The sequence below is a fragment of the Psychrobacter sp. 1176_08 genome (assembly GCF_052850615.1).
Genome location: NZ_VXCU01000001.1, coordinates 499,682 through 517,708, shown reverse-complemented (window position 1 = coordinate 517,708; position 18,027 = coordinate 499,682). Strand labels below are relative to the sequence as shown.

Annotated in this window: 18 protein-coding genes; 14 read left to right on the top strand and 4 right to left on the bottom strand. The window is 43.1% G+C overall.

What is annotated here, in order from left to right; all coding sequences use genetic code 11:
- Positions 1–75 precede the first annotated feature (75 nt).
- The 3 genes from catA to FW759_RS02075 form a co-directional block, all read right to left on the bottom strand.
- Positions 76–999: a catechol 1,2-dioxygenase gene (gene catA / locus FW759_RS02085; RefSeq protein WP_446442034.1), complete on the bottom strand. Its 924-nt coding sequence runs from the start codon at positions 997–999 to the stop codon at positions 76–78.
- A 225-nt stretch (positions 1,000–1,224) separates the two neighbouring features.
- Entirely contained in the window at positions 1,225–1,515 is a 291-nt protein-coding gene (gene catC / locus FW759_RS02080) for a muconolactone Delta-isomerase (RefSeq protein ID WP_131397892.1), read from the bottom strand.
- A 98-nt stretch (positions 1,516–1,613) separates the two neighbouring features.
- On the bottom strand, positions 1,614–2,786 hold the full coding sequence (locus FW759_RS02075; RefSeq protein ID WP_446442033.1) for a muconate/chloromuconate family cycloisomerase: 1,173 nt from the start codon (positions 2,784–2,786) through the stop codon (positions 1,614–1,616).
- Positions 2,787–2,999: 213 nt separating this feature from the next.
- Here FW759_RS02075 and FW759_RS02070 point away from each other — a divergent pair, with 213 nt between their 5' ends.
- Positions 3,000–3,917, top strand: a complete 918-nt coding sequence (locus tag FW759_RS02070) for a LysR family transcriptional regulator (RefSeq protein ID WP_446442032.1) — start codon at positions 3,000–3,002, stop codon at positions 3,915–3,917.
- A 141-nt stretch (positions 3,918–4,058) separates the two neighbouring features.
- On the opposite strand, the gene FW759_RS02065 is transcribed toward FW759_RS02070, so the two are convergent.
- A complete protein-coding gene (locus tag FW759_RS02065; protein ID WP_446442031.1) occupies positions 4,059–4,856 on the bottom strand; it encodes an IclR family transcriptional regulator in 798 nt (265 codons plus the stop codon).
- A 596-nt stretch (positions 4,857–5,452) separates the two neighbouring features.
- On the opposite strand from FW759_RS02065, the gene FW759_RS02060 reads away from it, so the two are divergent.
- From FW759_RS02060 to FW759_RS02000, 13 genes are all read left to right on the top strand, one after another.
- Entirely contained in the window at positions 5,453–5,764 is a 312-nt protein-coding gene (locus FW759_RS02060) for a non-heme iron oxygenase ferredoxin subunit (protein WP_443508418.1), read from the top strand.
- A gap of 37 nt (positions 5,765–5,801) precedes the next feature.
- A complete protein-coding gene (locus tag FW759_RS02055) occupies positions 5,802–6,101 on the top strand; it encodes a recombinase-like helix-turn-helix domain-containing protein (RefSeq protein ID WP_446442030.1) in 300 nt (99 codons plus the stop codon).
- Between the two features lie 28 nt (positions 6,102–6,129).
- Positions 6,130–7,173, top strand: a complete 1,044-nt coding sequence (locus tag FW759_RS02050) for an aromatic ring-hydroxylating dioxygenase subunit alpha (RefSeq protein WP_443508419.1) — start codon at positions 6,130–6,132, stop codon at positions 7,171–7,173.
- Positions 7,174–7,236: 63 nt separating this feature from the next.
- Positions 7,237–7,995 (top strand): SDR family oxidoreductase, encoded by a 759-nt coding sequence (locus FW759_RS02045; protein ID WP_446442029.1) that lies wholly within the window; start codon positions 7,237–7,239, stop codon positions 7,993–7,995.
- Between the two features lie 63 nt (positions 7,996–8,058).
- Positions 8,059–8,991: a VOC family protein gene (locus tag FW759_RS02040; RefSeq protein WP_446442028.1), complete on the top strand. Its 933-nt coding sequence runs from the start codon at positions 8,059–8,061 to the stop codon at positions 8,989–8,991.
- 59 nt (positions 8,992–9,050) lie between these two features.
- A complete protein-coding gene (locus tag FW759_RS02035; RefSeq protein WP_446442027.1) occupies positions 9,051–10,271 on the top strand; it encodes an NAD(P)/FAD-dependent oxidoreductase in 1,221 nt (406 codons plus the stop codon).
- Positions 10,272–10,408: 137 nt separating this feature from the next.
- Entirely contained in the window at positions 10,409–11,647 is a 1,239-nt protein-coding gene (locus FW759_RS02030) for an MFS transporter (RefSeq protein ID WP_446442026.1), read from the top strand.
- Positions 11,648–11,731: 84 nt separating this feature from the next.
- Positions 11,732–12,253 carry a cupin domain-containing protein gene (locus FW759_RS02025; protein ID WP_446442025.1) on the top strand — a complete coding sequence of 174 codons (522 nt, stop codon included), beginning with the start codon at positions 11,732–11,734 and terminating at the stop codon, positions 12,251–12,253.
- A gap of 79 nt (positions 12,254–12,332) precedes the next feature.
- Complete coding sequence (locus FW759_RS02020; protein WP_446442024.1) at positions 12,333–13,142, top strand: alpha/beta fold hydrolase; 810 nt, start codon at positions 12,333–12,335, stop codon at positions 13,140–13,142.
- Positions 13,139–13,933, top strand: coding sequence for an SDR family oxidoreductase (locus FW759_RS02015; RefSeq protein ID WP_446442023.1), 795 nt, complete (start codon positions 13,139–13,141; stop codon positions 13,931–13,933). The genes FW759_RS02020 and FW759_RS02015 overlap by 4 nt, the downstream gene beginning before the upstream one ends.
- Positions 13,934–13,955: 22 nt before the next feature.
- Positions 13,956–14,747, top strand: coding sequence for an aspartate dehydrogenase (locus tag FW759_RS02010; protein WP_446442022.1), 792 nt, complete (start codon positions 13,956–13,958; stop codon positions 14,745–14,747).
- 24 nt (positions 14,748–14,771) lie between these two features.
- Positions 14,772–16,241 carry an aldehyde dehydrogenase gene (locus tag FW759_RS02005; RefSeq protein ID WP_446442021.1) on the top strand — a complete coding sequence of 490 codons (1,470 nt, stop codon included), beginning with the start codon at positions 14,772–14,774 and terminating at the stop codon, positions 16,239–16,241.
- Positions 16,242–16,381: 140 nt separating this feature from the next.
- Positions 16,382–18,022 carry a thiamine pyrophosphate-binding protein gene (locus tag FW759_RS02000; protein ID WP_446442126.1) on the top strand — a complete coding sequence of 547 codons (1,641 nt, stop codon included), beginning with the start codon at positions 16,382–16,384 and terminating at the stop codon, positions 18,020–18,022.
- The last annotated feature ends 5 nt before the right edge of the window (positions 18,023–18,027 follow it).

Genomic DNA, 18,027 nt, shown 5'->3' with positions numbered 1-18,027 from the left:
AATGTGATGGTTTATTTATAGTCAATAATGAGTAGTCTTAAACGCTTGCTATTGAATGACACTATCAAGCGATCATTAACCTTGGGCGCGTCGGCGTTCGACTTCGCTGCCTTGGACGGATTGTTCGAGGTCTTTGACAAGATAAAAATCAAAATCAATACTGGCATAAGGCTTATCAACTTCTTTTTCTTCTAGCTTATCTGCATCTTCGACCATCGTGACTTCTGGTACTAAACCTTCACGGCTTGCAAAAGCGAAGTCATCCCATAAGTATTCATCGCCATCGATGTTGATCTGTGTGGTCAACTTGCGATAACCCTCTGCACTAGCAAAGAAGTGAATGTGGGCAGGGCGATGACCATGACGGCCTAGCGCACCGAGTACTTTTTGTGTCATGCCATCTGGCGGTACTGAGTACCCAAGCGGTACAATGCTACGAAACGCATACTTGCCGTTTTCGTCCGTGATGATACTGCGACGTAGGTTAAACGGTGTTTGTGACTCATCAAAGAACGAATAGTTGCCCAAGCTATTGGCGTGCCAGACTTCTACTTTGGCATTTGGTAGTGGCTGGTTGTCTTCACCATAAACCGTACCTTGCATAAATAACACGGTACCAATATCAAGATTCGTACCGTCATCTAGACGCGCAAAACCTTTTTCTTCTGGCGCACCAGCGACATAGAGTGGGCCTTCGATGGTACGAACAGTACCGCCATCCAGACCCGCTGCTTTTAAATCTTCTTCAATCATCAGATCCATAAAGTGATCGAAGCCAAGCCCAGGTGACAATAACCCTGCTTCTTTGCCCAAATCACCAATGAATTCCACACCAGACCAGTATTCATCGGCCGTGATTTTTAGATCGTTGATGGCTTGCATAAGGTCTGTGACGAGACGCAAAACGATCGCTTGTATGCGTGGATTGACTTGTTCAGGGAAGTCGATTTTGCCTTTGACGAATTGTGTGGCTAAAGCTTCAATTTGGCTGCGTTCCATGTCTCTCTCCTTGTTGAGGACTGTTTAAAAGGTCAGGTTATCGAGTATTCTTACTCAAATTTTGTTTGTCTGACTGACTGTTCGATCAAATTTTGGGTGATAAAGTACGCTTGGTCTCATATAGACCACGGCTGTTTAGTAATAAGAAATAAGAAGCTGTTAGTCAGCTGCGCTATTGAGGAGGTGTCTGGTTGTGATTACACCTATCGATAGCATTAGCAGTTATCAGCTATCGTCATCACGCACAGAAGATGGATGACGAAGTAGTGGCGTGATCTCAACTTTCATATAAGGATAAAGCGGCAAGGACATCATAATGTCGTGTAGCTCTTCATGACTCTCAACATCGAAGATGCTAAAGTTGGCATACTCACCAGCCAAACGCCAAATGTGACGCCATTTACCTTGCTCTTGTAGTTTTTGCGACAGGGCTTTTTCGGTGGTTTTAAGCTCATTGATCGTATCTGCATCCATATCGGTTGGTAGTAAAACATCCATTCTGACGTGATATAACATAGTTGTTTCCTTACATTTAATGAGGGGAGTGCGACTGATAATGGCTTTCTACCAGCCTTTATAGCTATTGGTATATTCTTATACCTGATAGTGCTCGGTTACACGGTCTCTCTATAAGCATTACTTGCATAATCTAACGACGATGACGTTGTTAGCATGGCTGCTGCCTGTTTGGCATAGTGATAGACTTTGTCGCTGTCAACTTCGATGCCCAGACCTGCACCTGTAGGGACATTTAGGCCAAAGTTTTGATAATCTAATGGCTGCGCTAAAACGTCTTCGGTCAATAAAAGCGGGCCGAACAGCTCTGTATCGAACCTTAAACTTGGATACGTTGAGAACACATGGGCTGATGCCGCTGTGCCAATAGGGCCCTCTAACATCGTACCGCCATACAGCTCCACGCCCGCCAAATGTGCCATTTGTCCAATCAGACAGGCTGCTTTTAAGCCACCTGCTTGGTTGATTTTTACCGCAAAAACATCTGCACAGTGGTCGGCGGCTAATTGAAACGCATTCTGTGGGTCTTGAACCACTTCATCGGCCATAATCGGCACATCAAAGTGATCGGTTAAACGTTTGAGCGCTGATTTATTACGCATCGAGATGGGTTGCTCGATAAGATCAACGCCGCCATTTTGTAATAGACTGATACCTTTCATTGCTTCAAGTTCTGTCCAAGCCTGATTGACATCGACCGTGATGCGGCAGTTGGGTAAGGCTTGTTTGATTGCCAATACATGTGCCACGTCGTCAAGTATAGGACGGCTGCCAATTTTTAATTTAAAAATGCGGTGTCTGTTTTGTGCCACCATTTGCTTGGCTTCATTGATATCGGTCGCGGTATTACCGCTGGCAAGTGTCCATGCCACTTCGATACGATCACGGACACGACCACCGATTAGCTCACTAACAGGCAGGTTCAGACGTTTGCCTTCAATATCGAGTAGTGCTGTTTCAATCGCGCATTTGGCAAAACGGTTGCCATTGATATGAATATTTAGCAATTGCATGGCTTTTGCTGCGCTAGCAGGCTGCTCTTTTAGTAATAACGGCGTAAAGTAGGTATCGATATTGGTTTTGATACTGTGAGGGCTTTCGTCAGCGTAGCTGAGACCACCAATCGTTGTTGCTTCGCCCCAACCTTCATAGCCATCTTCTGTTTGGATGTGTACGAGTACAAGTACTTGTTCGTTCATGACGGTACAAGCAAGCTTGTGTGCTCGGATAGTAGGTATTGGTACCAGCAAGGTATTAATTGAACGAATCATGACAGTCCCTAATTGATGAATGGTGCTTCCATATGCTTAATAAGAACTATAAATGTTAGATATCAGCATGTCTAAGACCTATTTAGTCTAATTTTAATACCTTTTAGGTATTTTGATATTCATCTTGCATCATGTTATGTTCTTTAGGTATGACGTCCATTATGTCTAATCTTACTCAGCTGGCATTGTTATCTATATCAAGGAAGAAAGAAGATGGAACTGAGGCACTTACGCTACTTTGTGGCAGTTGCAGAAGAAAAGAGCTTCAATAAAGCGGCAACCCGTCTGTTTATTTCACAGCCGCCGCTTAGTAGACAGATTAAGCAGCTAGAGGATGAGGTGGGTGTCACGCTTATTGATCGAGAAAATCGTCCGCTTAAGCTCACTGAGGCAGGCGAGTTTTTTTATGATCATGCCATTCAGATATTAAAAAAATCAGACGATCTGCGTGCGATGACCATTCGTAAAGGCAATTTTGATAATACGCTGTCTATCGGTTTTGTCTCATCGATTCTATACGGCATCTTGCCAAAGGTCATTGCCCATTTTCGTGAAGTCTATCCAAACATAGAGATCAAACTCTATGAGCTGAACTCTTGGCAGCAAACACAAGGATTGATAGAAGGGAAAATAGACGTTGGGTTTGGCAGACTGTTATTCGAAGATGCTTCTATCAGGCGGATGGTGCTTCGAGAGGAGAGCTTGGTTGTTGCGGTTCCTATTGGTCATCCTTTAGTAAAAGAAGGGCGCACCAGTCTCAGACTAATCGATCTGACCAACGAAAATCTATTGTTGTATCCAACCGCGCCGCGCCCCAGCTTTATAGATTACGTGCTGGAATTATTTGAAGCACGCAAATTAAAAGCCAATTATTTTACAGAAGTGCGTGAGTTGCATGTGGCGCTGGGACTGGTGGCGGCAGGTGAGGGTTTGACCATTGTGCCAAAAACGCTTGAACATTTGCGCAATCAAGAAGTGACTTATATCCCTTTTGAAGATGGATTGATTACGTCCCCAATTGTGATGAGCGTCAGACATTTCGACAAGTCGGAGCTATTAAAAACATTGCTAAATGTCACTTATCAAATCTACGATGCAGAAGGTTTTGATTATAAAAAAGAACGTATCTAGAGTCGTACAAGGTACAGTACATCAAAAATCTGCAATAAAGGTTTACCTAATAAAAACCCCTGACGACTCAATGATTGTCAGGGGTTTTTATTATCGTTCAGATGAGAGGATATTTTAAAACCAGCTGTTATTTAAAGACCATCACCAGTTAGAACCAGGCTTATAAATTTTGCTGAGCGTATTGGCGGCATCAACAATGGCTGGGGTAATATGCTGCTCAAAATGCTCCGAGGTAAAAGCTTGTACTGGAAAACTTACAGATAGGGCATATACCATTTTATTGGAAGACAAGTCCTTAATAGGTGCAGCACATGCAATCATGTCATTGTTGAACTTTTGCCAACTGGTTAAATGACTTTTGCCGCGAGCTCGCTTGACTGCTTGTAGTAATTCATCAAGGTTTTTAGGTGTTGCATCAGAGTAGACTTTCCAATCCGAAAAATCATCAAACCTTTTTTTAACTTCTTCATCTGGTAAATCACTTAAGAGCATTTGTCCAATGACAGTAGCATAAGCGGGCCATCTCAGTCCAGGTAGTATATTTGAGGTAAAACTACCCAAAGGTTGAATATTTTGTAAATTGACAATCTCTGTGCCATCTAAAGTAAAGAGATGTACGGCAGTACCCGTATCATCTCTGAGTTTTTCCATGACTGCATAGGCTTCTTGTTTGAATGAAATAGACGTAAGGTATGAGTGAGACAAATCGACCACTTTGATGTCTAACATGTAGTTTTTATTATGGTCTTTTTTGATGTACCCCATCTGTTCTAAGGTAAATAATAGTCTATATGCACTGGATTTATTGATGCCTAACTGTGCTGCTATTTCTGATAATGACATCTCCACGATCTCATTCTTGTTAAACAACTCCATCAACAAAAGCCCGTTTTTTAGGCTGTTTACCATATATTTATCATCAGGTAATGATTCGGACATTATATCGATCTCAAAAATTGGTTAGAAATATTCTATCATACAAGGTAATTTATCGCGTAGTCCACAAGACTTGATAATAAATAGACAATGGTGAGCAATTTATTGACCTATCTGCTTTATAATCCTCCCTGCCTCTGCATGTGCGAACAGTATTTTCTAACCAATTCTATAGATCAGTCATTCAAGTTATGCGGTTTATTGGTTTCAATCATGCGGCTACCGAACCATATCATTAATGTCGTCTTTGTTGTCTAAATCGTTCAAACCACGACTACTGATTTACTAATTTATAGGTCATAAAACGACTTTATCCACCTCAGTTACATTCCTCCTTTCTGCGTCAATTCGATAGTTTTTCTCCTACAAAAATGACGTCTGTTATTCTCGCCTTGCATCAAATACCTATAAATATTTTATAAATAAAAACTTTGTAAGTACAGGTAGTTGCAGATAAGTAACTGATTATAAAAAATATTTTATAGATTTTATTCATGTATGGGCTATTTAATCTGCAGTTGACAAGTGCAGAAAGTCTACGCTATATTAAGTTTTACACATTAAACAGTGTTTCATATACAAAACTAAGGACGGTTTACATGGATTGGTTACCCATATGCGATCTATCAGATATCAATGAAGATGAGCCTAAATCTGTAGAAGTGAACGGCAAGAAAATTGGGGTTTTTCAGATTGAGGACGCTTACTTTGCGCTAGAAAATGTGTGTCCACACGCGTATGCCTTGTTGACTGACGGTTTTATCGAAGATGAGACAGTAGAGTGTCCTTTACATGAGGCTATTTTTGATATCAAAAGTGGCAAGTTATTGAGTGGTCCTGCTGATCGCAACCTATGTACGTACGCTTTAAAAATCGAAGCAGACAAAATTTATATTCAAGACAAGGCTTAAAAAAATCTAAAGCAATGCGCCAAAAAGGAGAAAGAGGATGCAGCAATACAACGAAAGCTTGATCCGTTGGAAGCAACACAGTCCTAGCAAGGATGCAGGTATCAACAATATTCAAATGCCAGGGCAGCCAACATTGATGGTTTGGCAGACCCGCGATCATGAGCCGACAGACTATGAATTGTCTTTAGCAAAAAATTTAGTTATGGCATTTTCGTCTGGTGCTGAGACTGTAGAAGCAGTCGTCATCTCCCTGAATGAGCAAGGCATGCTTCATGGAGATGGCAGCGCTTTTACCACTGAGTCGTTTGAACGAGAAATGGCACGGTTGGGATATTAAAAAATCATCAAATAAGGAGTATAAGGCGATGAGACAGTTTCAGTCATTAGAAGAGTATTTGTCATTAGGACTAAGGAATCGCTGGCATCCAGTATTGTCTTCTTGGGAAATAGAGTCGAATCCAGTAGGTATCACGCGGTTGGGTGAAAACCTTGTGTTATGGAGAGATGAAGACGGCAAAGTCCATGCACTAGAAGACAGATGTCCGCATCGCGGTGCCAGACTGTCTTTAGGTTGGAATCTGGGTAACAAGGTTGCCTGCTGGTATCACGGGGTAGAAGTCGACAAAACGGGCACAGTAGTCGATGTCCCAGCGGTGAATGATTGCCCAATGAAAGGTCAGACCTGCGTACGGAGCTATCCAGTCGAAGAGTCAAATGGTGCCGTCTTTGTATGGTTTGGTTTAGAAGATGGTCAAGCGCCAACACCACTTGAATTACCAGAACAGCTAGCAAGTGATGATTGGAGTAGCTTTTTGTGCATGGCTGATTGGAAGGTCAATTATCAGTATGCCGTTGATAATGTGATGGATCCAATGCACGGCGCTTTTTTGCACGCGACTTCTCATTCCATGTCAGAGGGAGATAAACAATCTGATATGGAGTTCAGAAAAACCAAAGATGGCTTCGTATTCGAAAAAACAGGTCAAAAAGGCGTAAATTTTGACTGGGTAGAATATGGCGATACGGGTAGCCCTTGGTTAAGACTGTCTATTCCTTATAAGAAAGATTTTGGGCCTGGTGGTGTTTTCTGGATTGTTGGTTTTGCCACACCGATTGACGAGCACCATACCCGTGTTTTCTTTTGGCGCTGCCGTGAAGTGCAAGGCTGGCAACGTGATACGTGGCGCTTTATGTACCGTACTTATCTTGAAAAATTGCATTGGGATGTCTTAGAACAAGACAGAATTATTTTAGAAAATATGGCACCACAGGCTCAGGCTCATGAGTTTTTGTATCAGCACGACGTGGGGCTTGCTCGTTTAAGAAGAATCTTTCAAAAAGAAGGTAAGAAACAATTTAACCAGCTGCAAGCGTCAAAAGAGTTAAAAGAAGAGAAGGCCAGCGCTTAATTGGACTGCTTTTTAACTCTGGCATACGAGCAAAATACAAATTGAAAGGGAGTTTTAGCACTAATGAACAATCTATTACTCAATAAGAGAATTGTTGTATCAGGCGCGGCTCGTGGGTTGGGTCTGTCTTTTGCCACTTCTTGTGCCAAGCAAGGCGCAGACGTGGTCATGTTGGATATCTTGGCAGATGAGGTCCATAGTCAAGCCAACTTGTTAAAAGAGCAGGGGCTAAAGGCAACTGCTTGGCAGATAGATCTTGCAGAAGCATCAAACATCAAATCGACGGTTGATAACGTGATTGCTCAGAATGATCAAATTGATGGCCTAGTCAACTGCGGCGCATTAGCGACTGGGGTTGGCGGCAAAAACATGATGGATTATGACGAGAATCTGTGGGATCGAGTGATGCAGATTAATGTCAAAGGCACGTGGTTATTGAGTAAGGCATTGATTCCTTATCTCAGAGCTTCTACTGCGGGAAAGATCGTCAATATTGCCTCTGATACCGCGCTTTGGGGCGCGCCAAACCTGATGGCTTATACCGCGAGTAAAGGCGCAATCATCTCTATGACTCGCTCCATGGCGCGTGAGCTTGGTGAAGACAACATCTGTGTTAATTGTATTTTGCCAGGCCTTACCATCGTTGAAGCAACCGCTTATGTACCAAAGCAGCGCCACGATCATTATGTCAATGGTCGCGCGCTCAACAGAAAGCAATATCCAGAAGACATTGATGGTACTGCAGTATATCTATTATCTGATTTGGCCTCATTTGTCACAGGTCAAAACATTCCAGTAAATGGTGGCTTTGTATTTAACTGATGGTATTTAACTAGCAAGCTTGCGTCACAGCGAGTGACCAAAGCATTCCAATAAGGATTTCACATGATAAACGGAATTAAAACCTTAAAATTCGGTGTTGAAGACCGAGAAAAATGCCAAAACTTTGCAATTGACTTTGGGTTAGAAGCAGTCAGTTCAGAGATAGAGGGCACAACAAAATTTAGTATGGACAACGGTAGTGCTATTTATGTCTATGATAAAGATGATGCCAGACTGCCTCCTGCTTTTGAAGACGGCTCGACGCTAAGAGAAGTGACTTGGGCAGTCGATAATCAAGAGAGTTTTGACAAGCTAAAGGATAGCTTACAAGGTGTCGACGGTTATAAAGCAGAGACCGATATTTTGTATTGCTGTGATCCAAATGGACTGACGTTGTCTTTTGAAATCTGCGTCATGCAAACCAGCCTCGATAAAGCAAGCGCTGGCATCAATCAGTATGGTTCTATTAATAGAATCAATCAAGCCAGTCCAGTGTATGAACAAGCCTCGCCATTGGGTGTGGGTCATGTTGTTCTCTTTAGCCCCAATCTTGCAGCAGCACAAACATTTTACGAAAACAAATTAGGCTTTTATCTGTCGGATGCTTATAACAATCGAGGAGCGTTTTTACGATGTTCTGGCGAGGGCTGGCATCACAATTTGTTCTTATTAAAGCTACCTAATAGAGAAACGCCCGGTTTAAATCATGTGGCATTTATCGTGCGAGACATCCACGAAGTCATCGGCGGCGGCCTGCACATGAACCGAAAAAAATGGGATTCGTTTATCGGCCCTGGTCGCCATCCTGTGTCCTCCGCGTACTTTTGGTATGTCCATTCACCATTTGGCGGGGCATTTGAATACTACACCAACGACGATTACTTAACACCCGAGTGGCAAGCTCGTCATTATGATTACTCGCTGGATTTGTTTACAGAGTGGGCAGTCGAGGGTGGTATTGATGACACCACGAGACGGCAAATCAATAACATGTGAATGAACAAAGCTACATGAGTTATATGGAAAGAGATGGCACACAAACAAGGAGGTTTACCATGAATCAGATAGTCGTAATTGGTGCAGGTCAGGCCGCAATATGGGCGGCAAAAACCTTAAGATCTGAAGGTTATGCAGGTCGCATCACAATTATAGGTGATGAAAATCATGCCTTTTACGAACGTCCTCCTTTATCCAAACAAGTGCTATTGGGTGAAGCTACTCACGAGTCCTTAAAGATTTTTAAGGATGAGGTTGTCGATGAGTTCAATATTGAGTTATTAAAGCCAGTCAAAGTGACTCACATCGATCGTCAGAATAAGAAGGTCTATACCAATACTGACCAAGCAATTCCATACGATAAGTTATTGATTGCTACTGGCAGTAAGGCAAAAATCCCTGTTAAAGAATGGTCTTCTTTTCACAATGTTGTCAGCCTTCGCAATATTGAGGACAGTCTGCGCATTGAGGAAAAACTCAACCATATAAAAAAGGTCGGCATTATCGGTGGTGGCTGGATCGGCTTAGAAGTCGCCGCTTCTTTATCCAAAAGAAATATCGACGTGACCCTATATGAGATGAATGACAGATTGTGCGCCAGAAGCGTGAGTCAAGAGGTGTCAGATTATTTATTAGCGCTTCATGAGCAGCAAGGCGTCCATATCAGACTGTCTTGTAAACACCTTGACTTAAATCAATCAGATGAGGATCAAAGCGTCAGCATCCACGTTAGCAATGACACCGATACGGCTGTCTATGACTTGGTGTTTTTGGGCACAGGAGCGCATATCAATAAAGAGATTGCTGAAGTATCAGGGTTAGAAACGAGTGATGGCATTGTCGTTAATAAATACTGCCAAACCAGTGATCCTAATGTTTATGCGGCAGGCGATGTGGCGATTCACCCCAGTTTGGGATTCTGTATTCAATCTTGGTCAAATGCTCAACATCAAGGTGTTATTGCTGCCCAGTCTATGCTTTCTCAGCAGGTACCTTATGAAGAGACACCATGGTTATGGTCCGATCAATACGATAAAAACATTCAAATATTAGGTTCACCTGTCGATATCGACCACTGTCAATTGGTGGTTAGAGCAGATAAAGAGGGAGATTACTGCTTTTTTTATCTCGATCAAGAGAAAAAACTGCGTTACCTAGTCGCCGTCAACAACAACAAAATTGTCAAAATGGCCAAAAGGTGGATTAAGGCAGAATGGCCACTTGATCCAGATATGCTAAAAGACCAGTCATTCAATCTTATGAAGATAAAACCCAAATAGCTAATCACAGAAAATAGACCCTTATACATGCAGTGCTATTTTTTGAATAGGAAAGACGCTTCTACTAGACGATTTGAATGTTATTCAATCATTGATTGCATCATCAAATCTTAAGTCAATTCTCAAGGATGATAGAAATGGATATAACCGTAGACAATGTTGATGCTGTAGGCGCAAAAAGAAATAGACCGGGTGGTTTTAGATACTGGTTACCCGCCATTGTATTAATGATAACAGTGATACTGGCATTTTTTGACAAAATTAGTATCGCTGTCCTTTTCTCAGATCCTGCTTTTTTGTCTGACTTTGGGATTGCAGGCGATAAAACCAAACTGGGCTGGTTGATGAGTATCTTCTTATTGGCCTATGGTCTCTCATCCGTTTTTCTTAGCTTTGTGGGTGATATTTTTGGACCAAAAAAAATCCTACTGTGCGGTATTGCCAGTTGGGGCGTGTTGATGCTCCTGATGGGTTTGACCAATAATTTTTACATGCTCTTGTTCTACCGTGTGTTACTTGGCATTGCTGAAGGGCCGTTACTGGCACTCTGCTACAGCATTGTTAAGCAAAACTATACAGAATCTGAGCAGGCACGTGCGTCTACCTTATTCTTATTGGGTACACCGCTGGGTGCGGCGCTTGGATTTCCACTGACCGCGCTTATTCTACAAAACTACCACTGGGAAGCCACCTTCTTCTTCATGTCGTTTATCACCATATTCTTATTAATCCTCGTGTTTTTTGGCTTAAAGGGTATTACGTATGTGAAAGCGAATAGAAAGAGCGTTGACCATAAAACAAACTTCACAAAACTGTTAAGCAGTAAGCCGTTTTGGTTGGTTACCTTTTTCAATGTCGGGACGTTGGCCTACTTATGGGGTCTCAACAGCTGGATACCAACTTACCTAATAGAAGCAAAAGGCTTTGATTTAAAGCAGTTTGGTACTTTGTCCATGATTCCCTTCTTAGCCATGCTCGTAGGCGAAATCATTGGTGCCTTTAATTCAGACAGATATCCGCACAGAAGAGCACTGCAAGTCTTTGGTGGTTTGTTTGGCGCTGGCGTCACCATGTTCTTATTAATTTATCAACAAAGCGTGGTGAATGTCCTCATCTTTATGTCTGCCAGTGCTTTCTTATGGGGATTTAATGTGTCTGCCATTTTTGCACTACTTGCCAATACCACAGCAAAAGAAGTGGCAACGACTGCAGGCGGTATTTTTAATGGATTTGGGAATTTTGGTAGTGCCTTAGCACCCGTGATCATCGGCTATATTGTTGTTTATACAGGCAATATTGACTATGGAATCATGTTCTTAGCTGGTGTGGCTATCGTATCGTCTTTCTTCTTAGTGCCATTGCTTAAGAAATACTAGATGTAAAAAGAAAGAGCGTAAACAGCACAAAATTTTGTTAAATCAACCGATTAAATAGTGAGTGAAACCACAAGGAGTACAGTTATGAATACTAAAAACACTGAAACTTGGAAAAGACCAGAAGGCAGTACGCTAAAAGATTGGATATCAACCCGTGTCGCAAGATTTGAAAATCGCGAGTACGACTTTAGTGCGCTGAAGTTTCAAGCAGATTTTGATCCTAAATATAGACGCGCTCAAATGCGCTATATGGGAACAGGGGCGACTGGTATTTCTGGAGATAGCAATACCGTGCCAGCTGAAAACTTTACCTTTTCGACAATGTTGTTACCAGCAGGGTGTGAAGGCCCACCGCATGTGCATACAGATGCTGAAGAAGTCTTCTTCATGCTGCGCGGCTCCATTGAGTTGACGGTAGAAGAGAACGGTGAAGAAACTTCTTTGGTTTTGAATTATAGAGATTTGATCTCAGTACCGCCCAATGTTTATAGAGGGCTTAGAAATCATACGCAAGAAGATGCGCTGATGTGCGTCATGATTGGTAATCCAAAACCTGTCATTCCGACTTACCCAGATGACCATCCGTTGTCTAAGATTAAACGTTAGGTCTTGCGAACACGTCTTTGCTTCATCAATGGTCACGAGATGAATCGGCTCTGATTTTTGGATACATAAGGGAATCTGTATGAGAAATTTTGACAAAGAATATGACTCCATCAGTCGTATTGAGTTTATTCAAAATGATGGGCTGGGTGAGGAGACGATTGTCTTGTTACACGGTATCAGCTCAGGTTCTGATTCTTGGTCAAACCAAGTAGACGCCTTGGCAACTCACGCTTCTGTTTTAGCGTGGAATGCGCCTGGATATGGTAAGAGTGAGCAAATTGAACAAGAGATGCCCACTGCGCTTGATTACAGCCAGCGGCTATTGACGCTTCTCGAATCAAAAAATATCGATCGTATTCATCTCATAGGGCATTCCTTAGGTGCGCTTATCGCCGCAGGTTTTGCCTCCAAATACCCAGCTAAGGTAAATAAACTGATCTTGGTCAATCCCGCTCAAGGCTACGGAGAGTTTGAGGCAGTAAAGCAAGATGAGGTTGCCAAGATGCGTCCAAAACTATTAAGGACACTTGGCGGCGCGGAGATGGCAAGGCAAAGGAGTAGCGCTTTATTATTTGACGCCAGTGAGGACAAGGTCGCGCTGCTCGAAAAAATAATGGAACGCATTACGATAGAAGGGTTTGAAAAGTCATCACGGTTATTGGCACATGACAGTATTCACCATTATCTAGCAAAGATAGACAAACCTGTCGACTTAATCTATGGCACTGAGGATGGTATCACCACACCCAAGATTATGTTTGAGATTGCAGCGCGGCATAAAAATATCTCGTTGCATGCTATCGATGCAGCCAGTCATTTATCGTACTTGGATCAGCCAGCGCGTTTTAACCAAGTCCTTTTATCAATCATTCAAGGTGATGATTTATGAGTTTTAAAGTAAGAGATAAGGTAGTCATCATCACTGGTGGCTCCTCTGGTATAGGACTTGAATTGGTCAAGCTATTCCTAGCAGAAGGTGCCAAAGTCGCCTGGTGTGGTAGAAACCAAGAGAAACTTCAATCAACCTTTGACGCGTTGAGTACAGAATACGATGCAAATCAGATGTTCGTTCATCACTGTGATGTGCTCGACAAAGAGCAAGTAGCAGATTATGTCGCGTTAGTGATCAAAAAATTTGGTGCAATTGACATGCTTGTGAATAACGCCGGACAAGGCAAAGTGGCAGATTTTTTTGCCACCGAAGAGCAAGATTGGGTCCATGAGCTTAAGTTAAAAGTTTTTAGCGTGGTCAATATGATTAATGCGACGTTACCACATCTAAAGCAGTCCGATATTGCATCGATAACCAATGTGAACTCTTTGCTGGGTCTAAAGCCAGAAACTCACATGGTCGCAACCTCAGTTGCCAGAGCAGGCTTATTGAATCTAAGTAAAAACCTCGCTAATGAGCTGGTCAAAGAAAACATCAGAGTCAACTCTATATTGATTGGGTTGGTGGAGTCTGGACAGTGGCGCAGACGTTTTGAGGAACGATCAGACAAAAGCAAAAACTGGCAAGAATGGACAGCTCATGTCGCTGCCAAGAAGCAGATTCCACTTGGCCGTTTAGGCAAGCCAGAGGAGGCGGCTTATGCACTGTTGTTTTTGGCATCTCCGTTATCCTCTTATACCACAGGCTCGGTGGTTGACGTCTCTGGTGGTTTGAGCAAAGAAATATAAAAGATATAAATAGGAGTAAGGCATGAAAAGCGTGATGTTCATAGGCTACGGATCAATGGCAAAAAAAGTACATAAGATGTTGCCTGAAAATATCGTTTTATCAGCGGTAGTTGCCAGCCCTAAAAGCGTAGACAGTATCAAGGCGGAAATAGGCGAATCTATCGAGGTGATTACTTGCGTTGATGATTTGACTCACATGCCTGATTTGGCCATTGAGATGTCAGGCCAAAATGGACTCAAAGAACACGCCATCAAAATCTTGGAAAAATGTATCCCGCTTGGCATTGTCTCCGTCGGTGTGTTTACCGATGAAACGTTTGCTGTAGCACTTGCTGATACTGCACAAAGAAACGGGGTGAAAATCCATATCTTAGCAGGTGCCGTAGCTGGCATTGATGGTATCAATGCAGCAAGTTTGGCAGGACTCGATCGTGTGGTTTATCAAGGCAGAAAGCAGCCCGACAGCTGGAAGGGCAGTCATGCCGATCAGCTTATCGATTACGATCATTTAAAAAAAGCAACGGTCTTCTTTACAGGCACTGCGAGAGAAGCGGCGGCTTTATTCCCAGCCAATTCAAATGTTGCTGCCACCATCGCGCTGGCAGGTGTTGGTCTTGATAATACAACGGTAGAGTTAATTGCTGATCCAGCACTTGAACACAACATTCATCATATCACCGCTGAAGGCGTGTTCGGCAAGCTTGAGATCAGTATGACTGGATTACCATTAGCCGAAAATCCCAAGACTTCAAGTTTAGCAGCCTTTAGTGCTTTGCGCTTGTGCTGTCAGATCGACCAAACCTTACAAATATAAAGCGCCATTAATGTGAGAAACCTTATGAAAAAAATATTTATCGCTGGTAAGTGGAAGCTTGGTGGTGGCAAACCGACAAAAAGCTATTATCCAGCCGACCATTCAGAAAATGCGGAAATATCAACCGCAAGTTTGGATGATGTTGATGAAGCCATTTTAGCGGCTGATGCTGCTTGGAGGCACTCAGACTGGCGCGACACGCTACCCTCAGAAAAAGCCACCATCTTATTTAAAGTGGCTAACCTCTTAGAGGACAAAAAGACATTTTTAGCCAAATTGCAAACCCGAGATAACGGTAAGCCGATCTCTGAAACCATGGGTCTGGTAAATAGTGCGATCGCCACGACTCGGTATATCGCCAGTTGTCTTGAGACTTTAGACAACGAGCTGACCAATCAGCGCATCAAATCTGTCTTGACGTTCACCACTTATGAGCCGTTAGGGGTCGTTGCCGCGATCACACCATGGAACTCTCCAATTGCGTCAGAGATACAAAAAATTATACCTGCATTAGCAGGGGGCAATGCTGTCATTCTAAAACCTGCTGAAGCAACCTCTCTTATTGCCCTTGAGCTGGCGACGATACTTGAAGAGGCCGGCTTGCCAGCAGGCTTATTTAGTGTATTGACAGGTAGGGGTTCTGTCGTTGGAGAAGCGATTGTCAAACATCCGCTGGTACAAAAAATCTCTTTTACTGGCAGTACCAGTACGGGTAGACACTTAGCGCATGTGGCAGCTGAAAAGCTTATTTCTACGTCCTTAGAGCTGGGTGGTAAATCCCCTACGATTGTCTTTGAAGATGCTAACGTTGATATCGCAGTAAACGGTGTGATTTACGGCATTTTTAGCTCATCGGGCCAAGCTTGTATTGCGGGCTCAAGACTGTTTATTCATCAGAGTATTTACGACAAGTTTTTAGATGCTTTGATTGAGAAAACTAAGAAAATCATCGTGGGCGACCCAGAAGCATCCAACACACAAATGGGGCCTTTAGTTAGTGAAGCGCATCTTAATACGGTTGATGACTACGTCAAAATGGCTAAAGAGGAGGGCGGTAATGTCGTGACTGGCGGCTACAAACTCACTGGCGAAAACTTTGATAAAGGTTCTTACTACGCGCCAACCATCATTACAGGGTTAACCAACCAAGCCCAAGTTTGCCAAGAAGAGATATTTGGCCCCGTACTAGTTGTGATGCCATTCAGTGATGAAGACGCATTGGTGGCTGAAGCGAATCAGAGTGTCTATGGTCTTGCCGCTGGCATATGGACAGAGGATTACCGCAAAGCGCTTGATATGGCAAAGCGCCTTGAAGCTGGAACGATATGGATCAACACGTACAAGAAATTTTCTATAGCCACGCCTTTTAGTGGACATAAAGAAAGTGGCGTCGGTAAAGAAAAAGGACGTCTGGGTATTTTGGATTATATGCAAACAAAAAGCATATTTTTGAACCTCGATGAAACGCCAAACCCGTGGTGCGAAACCAAATAGCTATGTACTAAATAACTATATAGCAAGTACCCATGTACCAAAAACCATGTACCAAAAAACCATGTTTAACATGTTTATTAAGCAATCAGATGATACCTATAGACAGGGATGAGATTATGACAACCACGAAAACAACCAGCATAAAAACGACAGTGACCGTTGGTGAAGTAGTAGCGAGAGTCTTAGAAGAGCATGGTGTGAGCGATGTTTTTGGCTTGATTTCTATTCACAACCTACCGATTGCCGATGCCATTGGTCGAAGGAATAAAATCAGATTTATCTGCTCACGCGGAGAAGCGGGCTGCGTCAATATGGCAGATGCCTACTCTCGATTTAAAGGATTGGGCGTGGCCATTACCAGTACAGGTGCAGGGTCAGGGAATGCCATTGGTTCTTTGGTTGAAGCCTGTAACGCGGGTAGCCCGGTGATTCATATTACAGGACAAGTCGAAAAAGAATACTTGGATCGTGATGCAAGTTTTATCCATGAAGCGGCTGATCAGCTTGGTTACTTAAAATCCAGTAGTAAAGCGGCTTTTAGAATTTTGAGTCCTGAGCATGCAGTTGGCATGGTGAGAGAAGCGATTCGGGTAGCGACGACTATACCTAAAGGCCCTGTCAGTATTGAGATACCGATTGATGTGCAAGCAACGACGATTGAGCTACCGACTGAATTGTCGTATGTCGGTGCCATGCAACTGCCTGACGCCCCTAAGCAAGCTGTGGATTTTGTAGCTGAACAAATCAAATCTGCCAAAAATCCTATTTTATGGATAGGCGGCGGCTGTATCGAAGCGAGTGATGAGATCAAAAAATTGGCTGATATGGGTATACCTGTCGTGTCTTCCACTCATGCACGCGGTGTATTGCCAGACGCTCACCCAAGAAGCTTAAATGCGTTTCATAACTCATCCGCAGTCGAAGCGCTTATCACAGAGAGTGATGCCTGTATCGTTATTGGCTCTCGCTTACGTAGTAATGAGACAAAGACCTACTCACTAAAATTCCCAGAAAACCTAATACAGATTGACGCAAGCCCAATGGCGCAGCAAAGGAATTACTCGGTCAAACACTTTTTTTGTGCTGAAGCAAAAGCCTTTTTACAATGCGTGATTCAGCAGCTAGGGAATACTGATAAAACCGATAGCGACTATGATCAGCGCATCGAAGCAGCTAAAGACTTTGCCATTGATGCACTAGAGACTCAGCTAGGGCCGTATGCTGATCTGTGCTACTTGCTGCGTAAAGCCTTACCAGAAGACGGCATATTGGTGAGAGACATTACGATGTCGGGCAGCACGTGGGGCAGTCGATTGTTTCCAGTCAATAAGCCATTACAGAACATTCATTCTTTGGCAGGTGCGATTGGCTTAGGTCTATCACATGGTATTGGTACGGCAATCGCCAATCCAGATAAGAAAACAGTGGCACTAGTAGGTGATGGTGGTTTGATGTTGGGTGTAGGCGAGATTGCCACAGCCATACAGGAGAACGCCAATATGGTTTTACTGGTGATGAACGACGGAGGTTATGGCGTCATGCGTGGTATTCAAAAAGAGTACTTTGATGGCAGACAATACTATAACGAGCTGCACACGCCCTCTTTTGTCGCGCTTGGTGAAGCGATGGGCTGTAAGTCTTACAAAGCCAACTCTTTAGAAGAGTTTGATATCAAGATTAATGAGGCTATGAAACAAGACGGCATATGTCTGGTTGAGGTCAATATGAATGCGATCGGTCCGCTCAAGTTCGCAGGGCCACCGCAAAAGAAATTGTATTAAGTATT